The sequence below is a fragment of the Halomonas sp. genome (genome assembly GCF_033549285.1).
Lineage (GTDB): Bacteria > Pseudomonadota > Gammaproteobacteria > Pseudomonadales > Halomonadaceae > Halomonas.
The window spans coordinates 1-6,043 of sequence record NZ_JAWSUJ010000150.1; the positions used below are offsets into that span (position 1 = coordinate 1).

Consider the following 6,043-nt stretch of genomic DNA (forward strand, 5'->3'; position numbering starts at 1 on the left):
CATCTGGCGCAGCTTCTCCATGGGCGAGGCGGTCAGGCCGTCGGGGGAGTGGCGGTACTTCTCGACCTGGGTGGCCAGCGTGCTGCCGCCGGCGGCCTGGCCGGTCAGATCCAGGGCGCGCCCCGCCTGGGAGAACGCGGCCTTGATGAAGCGTGGCCAGTCCACCGCGGGGTTGGCCCTGGGGGTGTCGGCGTCCAGCAGCTGGCGGTTCTCGATGTAGAGCAGCACCTGCAGGACCAGCGGCGGTACCGCGTCGAAGTGGGGGTAGTGGCGCTGCGGATGCCGAAAGCGGTAGAGGGTGTCGCCGCGGCACTCCTCGAGCGTCAGCCCGCTCCGGGTCTTCTCGGTATAGGGCGGAAAGAAGCCGCGCTGCGTGTATTCCAGCAGGGGGCGAGAGAAGCGTACCTGGCGCTCGATGGCATAGCCGTCGGCGAGCAGGCGCTGCTGAATCTCCGGAAGCCGGGTATAGCCCAGTCGCTGGTCGAAGGGGCCGTGGCGCGGGAACTGGATGCCTGGGCTCGCCCCCGGCGCCAGGGCATAGCGCAGGGTGGCGGCGTAGCGCGAGAGCTCCTGGGACTGGAGGTGGGAGGTCCTGGCCTCGGCGACCAGCAGGGTGGCGAGCGTGATGGCGAACAGCGCCAGCAGGATCAGCCCCCGGTGACGCAGGAGCCGGCGAGGCGGCGGGGCCTGACCCTCCGGTGGCGCCTCGCGGCCGATGGTGTCGTCAGCCTGCCGGTCGACGCTTCCCCGTGACGCCGAGTCATCTCCGCCCATCTGCCACCTCCGGCAAGATCCGTTTGCAGATTGTATCCTTTTGTAGCTTAGCCGGGTGCCGGGGAAAGTGGATCAGTCGGGCAAGAGAAAATTTCCACGAGCGCTGCCTGCGTCCGGGGTCAGGAGGCGTGGCGAAGGACGCCGAAGTGTTCCATGCCGCGATCCTTCAGGTGCAGCGCCTGCATGTGGCTCATCACTCCCTGGTCGCAATAGAGCAGGTAGTCGCGGTCGCCGGGCAGCGTCTGCGCCTGGTCCTGCAGCTCGTAGAAGGGGATCGCCAGGCAGGGTACCTCGGGAAGCTCGAGCGGAGCCGCCTCGCGCTCATCCGGGGGGCGGATGTCGATCACGCTGACCGCCGGCATCCGGGCCAGGCCGGCCAGCGAGTCGACGACGGTCACCTCGCCGGGCTGTCGCTGGCCCTCCAGCAGGCGGCTGGCGCGGGTCACGGTGGCGGCCTCGATGGCGTCATCGAGGACCCCGAAATCAAACTCGGCCTCGGCGGCGAGCACCTTGTCGGCGGGCGCCCGGGTGTGGGGGCGGCGCGAGATGACCCCGCAGTATTCGGGCATCTGTTCGGCGAAGCGCGCGGTATCGATGCGGCGGGCCGTGTCGATGATCTCCTGCTTGTCCTCGGTGACCAGCGGCCGCAGGATCGGCAGCTCGCTGGCCGCGTCGATCAGCGCCAGGTTGGTCAGGGTCTGGCTGGAGACCTGGGCGATGGCGTCTCCGGTGACCAGTGCCGGGATCCCCGACCGGGCGGCCACGCGGCTGGCCGCACGCACCATCATGCGCTTGAGGATCACGCCCATCAGCCCATCGGGAATGGTGCGCAGGATCTCCGCGACCACGCCCTCGAAGGGCACCGAGGTGAAGTCGACATTGTGGGAGGCACTGTAGCGCTGCCAGAGGTGGTGGGTGACCTCGCGCACGCCGGTCTCGTGGGCCGGGCCGCCCAGGTTGAAGAAGAGGTAGTGGGTCTTGATGCCGCGGCGAAGCATCCGCCAGGCCGCCACCGGCGAGTCGAAGCCTCCCGAGACCAGCGCCAGGGCCTGGCCCTGAACCCCCAGCGGGTAGCCCCCGAGACCCGGGCGGCGCGAGCGGATCAGCTGCAGCCGATGGTGGGTCAGCTCCACCGACACCACGACCTCGGGGTGCTTGAGGTCGACCCGCGCCGTGGGCTCGGCCGCGAGCAGGGCGCCGCCCAGGTGGCGCTCGAGGTCCATGGAGGAGAAGTCGTGATCGCCCCGGCGCTTGGCCCGGACCCGGAAGCGGCGCCCGGCGATGGCCGCCTTCCAGTGCGGCACGATCCAGGCGGCGGCCTCGTCGAGCGAGGTGCAGGGCACCGCCTCGGTGGCCAGTATCTCATGGATGCCGGGGATCCGGGCCAGCGTGTCCTCCATCTCCTCGACACGGCCGGCGGGAAGGGTGTCGGGCAGGCTCACCAGCAGGGCGTCCCAGCCGCCCTTGACGCGCACGCCTTCCTCGAGCTGGCGCAGGGTGTTGCGCACGTTGCTGGCCAGGCAGCGGGTCATGTGCTGGCGCACGGAGCGGGACTTGATGGTGATCTCGGGGTGGAGCTTGAGCAGGTAGGTCATTCGACAGGAACAGCAGCAACAATGTGCGTCGCATTCTACCAAGGGTGGGCGACCAAGGGCAGGCCCGACCCGCCCGGCGCTGGAGCCGCCCGCTGAAAAGAGCTCTCCCGGCGCGTGGCCGGGAGAGGGCAGGGAGCTGCGTGGCGGGCCGAGCGTCAGTAGAGCGCCTGCTCCTCCTTGACCACTTCCTTGAGCAACTCGAGGAAGAGCCGGTCGGCCTCGGAGTGTTCCTGGGGATCCTCGGGGATGTGCACGCTGGTGGTGTCGGAGATCTCGTTGGCGATGCGCGCCATCACGTCCCCCTCGCCCGGCTCACCGAGCTGGCGGCGGGTGATCTCCAGCGACTGCTCGAGGATCTTCGGGTCCTGCAGAAGTTTCTTGATGAAGCCCCGCAGCTCGTTGATCACGCGGGTCTTCTGGATTTCCGATGAGGCCATGACGTTCTCCTTGGGTGACCATGCCGTTTCGGGGACCGGTCAGACGATACCACGTTTGCCGCCGGGCGTGGCCGGCCGGCGAGGGTGCCGTCGCGGCCGGGGCGGCGCCGCCCTGTCGGTCTTGTCCTACATCAAGTGTCGGCCTTCTCCTGCCCGCCTCGCGCCCTTCAGCAGTGGACAAATCTTCCTATTCGGTTACGCTGCATTACAATGCGACACATCATGAAATGGCATGAGGTGTCTGACACTTTCGACCGATCCTGGGCCTGGCCGATGGGGCACCTCGGGAGGGTCGACATAGGAAGTCGGGAAGGGACGCGCCATGGGCCTGCCACACCGCCCCATGGGAGCCGCCATAACAAGAAGATCACCTCATTTCCTGGCAGGCCCGGTCGCCGAGCGACCAGGCCGTTGCCATCATGAAAGGGAACACCCATGAAACGCACTACCGATCCAGTGAGCAGCACCCGTGTTCGTCGCCTTGCCGGCAGCCTGGCCCTGGGCACCTCCCTGGCCCTGCTGCCGCTCGCCTCGGCCGTGGCACAGTCGCTGCCGGCGGGCCTGGCGGCCCCGGGGAGCACCGACCTGCGCCAGGTGGTCCAGCAGGCGATCTCCACCAACCCCGAGGTGCAGGCCGCCTGGAACGGCTTTCGCGCCTCCGGCAACGATATCGGGGTGGCGCGCGGCAACTATCTGCCCAGCGTCGATGTCTCGGCCGGCATCGGCGTGGAGGATCGTCAGCTCGATGAGCGGGGCAGCTACGACACCAGCTATGCCGAACTGACCATCACCCAGATGCTCTGGGACGGCTTTGCCACGGCCAGCGAGGTCGAACGCCTCGACCGTGCCGAGCTGGTGCGCTACTACGAGCTGCTGGGCGCCAGCGAGGAGGTCGCCCTCGAGGCGACCCGCGCCTATCTGGACGTGCAGCGCTACCGGGAGCTGGTGCGGCTGGCGCAGGAGAACTATCGCGAGCACCTGCGCGTCTTCAACCAGATCGAGGAGCGCGTGATCTCCGGGGCGGGGCGTCGCGTCGACCTGGAGCAGATCAGCGGTCGCCTGGCGCTGGCCGAGTCGAACCTGATGACGGAGGCCTCCAACCTCCACGACGTGACCGCGCGCTACCAGCGCATCGTCGGCGACCTGCCGGCGGAGACCCTGGCCCCGGTCCCGCAGATGGACGACCGCCTGCCGGCGGATGTGAGCCGGGCACTGGACCTGGCCTTCCAGGGCAACCCCGAGTTCCATGCCGCCATCGAGAACATCGAGGCCTCCCGCGCCGAGCAGCGCGGAACCCGCTCGGCCTTCCAGCCGCGCCTCGACCTGCGCGGCCGCACCGGCACCTACGAGAACAGCGACGGCAACTATGACCTGGCCGCCGACGGCGAGCACCGGGATCGCCACAGCATCGAGCTGGTGGCCAGCATGAACCTCTATCGCGGCGGCAGCGACCGGGCCTCCTTTCGCGCCGCCAGCGACCGGGTCGAGCAGGCCGTGAACCTGCGCGAGAAGGCCTGCGTCGACGTGCGCCAGACCACCCAGATCGCCTACAACGATACCCAGCGCCTGCGCGAGCAGCTGCAGTACCTCAACGAGCACCGCCAGTCCATCGACCGGGTCCGGGGCGCCTACCAGCAGCAGTTCGACATCGGCCAGCGGACCCTGCTCGACGTCCTGGACAGCGAGAACGAGTACTTCGAGGCCAGTCGCGCCTACGCCAATGCCCAGTATGACGTGGCGCTGGCCGATGCCCGTACCCTGGCCGCCATGGGGCAGCTGATGCAGACCCTCGAGGTGCGGCGCGACGACCTGCCGAGCCTGGCCGAGCTGGGCAGCGACGGGGTGGCGATCAACCCCGACGTGATCTGCCCGGCCCAGGGCCCCCGGGGCTTCACCCTGGCCGACTTCACCGGCGGCATCGAGGCGCCGGCCCGGGCCCCGGACGTCACCCTCTCGGCCGATGCCCTGTTCGAGATCAACAGTGCCGAGCTCTCCGCCGAGGCGCGTGGCGAGCTCGATGCCCTGGCCGCCGAGATCCGCGGCATGGACAACCTCGCCCGGGTCTTCATCGCCGGGCATGCCGACATCACCGGCAGTGACGCCATCAATGAACCGCTCTCCCGGGCGCGCGCCGAGAGCGTGGCGGGCTACCTGGTGAGCCAGGGGGTCGACCGGGGGCTGGTCGAGACGCGCGGCTATGGCTCGCGGCAGCCGGTGGCGAGCAATGCCACGGTGGAAGGGCGCCGCCAGAACCGTCGCGTCGAGGTGACCCTGGAGCGGGTCGGCGAGAACCTGGACCTCAGCGGGCGCGCCTTCGACGGCAGCCATGCGGTGAGCGGCTGACCCATGACGCATCACCCGGCAGGCGCCGCCTGCCGGCTTGCCTCGCCCTGCCGTGACCGCGGCGGGGCGTATCGATTCCCGAGGTGGTTGTGTCGCAGAGAGAAGATCTGGACCCGGGACCGGGTCCTTCCCGGTCGGCCGTGCATGACGAGTTGCTCGAGTGCCTGCAGACCATCGCGCAGGTCCATGGCCATGCGGTCACGGCCGAGTCGCTGACCGCCGGCCTTCCCCTGGAGGAGGGGCGCCTGACTCCCGGCGTCTTCGCCCGCGCCGCCTCCCGCGCCGGACTCACCGCCCGGATCATCCAGAGCCGCCTGGTGCAGCTCAATCCCGCCCTGTTTCCCGCCGTCCTGCTGCTCGAGCCGGGGCGTGCCTGCGTGCTGGTGGCCCTCGACCTCAAGGCGCGGCGTGCCCGGGTGATCTTTCCCGAGCTGGGCGATGCAGAGACCGAGGTGAGCCTGGATGGCCTGCAGGCGAGCTACAGCGGCCAGGCCATCTACGTGCGACCGCGCTTCCGCTTCGACGCCCGTGGGCCCGAGGTCAACCGGCAGCGTTCGCGCCACTGGTTCTGGGGCGTGATCCGCGAGAACCGCAGGCTCTACCGCGACGTCATCGCCGGCTCGGTGGTGATCAATCTCTTCGCGGTGGCGATGCCGCTCTTCGTGCTCAACGTCTACGACCGGGTGGTGCCCAACCATGCCACCGAGACGCTCTGGGTGCTCTCGGCGGGGATCTTCATCGTGCTCTGCTTCGACCTGGTCCTGCGCCTGATGCGCAACGCCTTCGTCGACCTGGCGGCCAGTCGGGCCGACGTCAGGCTCTCGTCGTCGATCATGGCCCGGGTGCTGGGGCTGCGCATGGAGGCGCGTCCTGCCTCCACCGGATCCTTTGCTG

General features: G+C 69.3%; 5 protein-coding genes. 2 read left to right on the plus strand and 3 right to left on the minus strand.

The window, feature by feature from the left end; translation table 11 throughout:
• The 3 genes from SCI24_RS20250 to SCI24_RS20260 form a co-directional block, all read right to left on the minus strand.
• Window positions 1–774, minus strand: a 774-nt coding sequence (locus tag SCI24_RS20250; RefSeq protein WP_318727091.1) for a transglycosylase domain-containing protein, incomplete at its 3' end; no start/stop codon positions are given.
• Window positions 775–893: 119 nt separating this feature from the next.
• Window positions 894–2,369: a tRNA uracil 4-sulfurtransferase ThiI gene (gene thiI, locus SCI24_RS20255; RefSeq protein ID WP_318727092.1), complete on the minus strand. Its 1,476-nt coding sequence runs from the start codon at window positions 2,367–2,369 to the stop codon at window positions 894–896.
• A 155-nt stretch (window positions 2,370–2,524) separates the two neighbouring features.
• Window positions 2,525–2,806: a hypothetical protein gene (locus tag SCI24_RS20260; protein ID WP_106231644.1), complete on the minus strand. Its 282-nt coding sequence runs from the start codon at window positions 2,804–2,806 to the stop codon at window positions 2,525–2,527.
• A 435-nt stretch (window positions 2,807–3,241) separates the two neighbouring features.
• On the opposite strand from SCI24_RS20260, the gene SCI24_RS20265 reads away from it, so the two are divergent.
• Complete coding sequence (locus SCI24_RS20265; RefSeq protein ID WP_318727093.1) at window positions 3,242–5,149, plus strand: TolC family outer membrane protein; 1,908 nt, start codon at window positions 3,242–3,244, stop codon at window positions 5,147–5,149.
• An 89-nt stretch (window positions 5,150–5,238) separates the two neighbouring features.
• On the plus strand, window positions 5,239–6,043 hold an 805-nt coding region (locus SCI24_RS20270), incomplete at its 3' end, for a cysteine peptidase family C39 domain-containing protein (protein WP_318727094.1).

Coding starts and splice junctions, on each gene's coding strand:
- thiI (WP_318727092.1), bottom strand. CDS start 2,369: ATGACCTACCTGCTCAAGCTCCACCCCGAGATCACCATCAAGTCCCGC.
- SCI24_RS20260 (WP_106231644.1), bottom strand. CDS start 2,806: ATGGCCTCATCGGAAATCCAGAAGACCCGCGTGATCAACGAGCTGCGG.
- SCI24_RS20265 (WP_318727093.1), top strand. CDS start 3,242: ATGAAACGCACTACCGATCCAGTGAGCAGCACCCGTGTTCGTCGCCTT.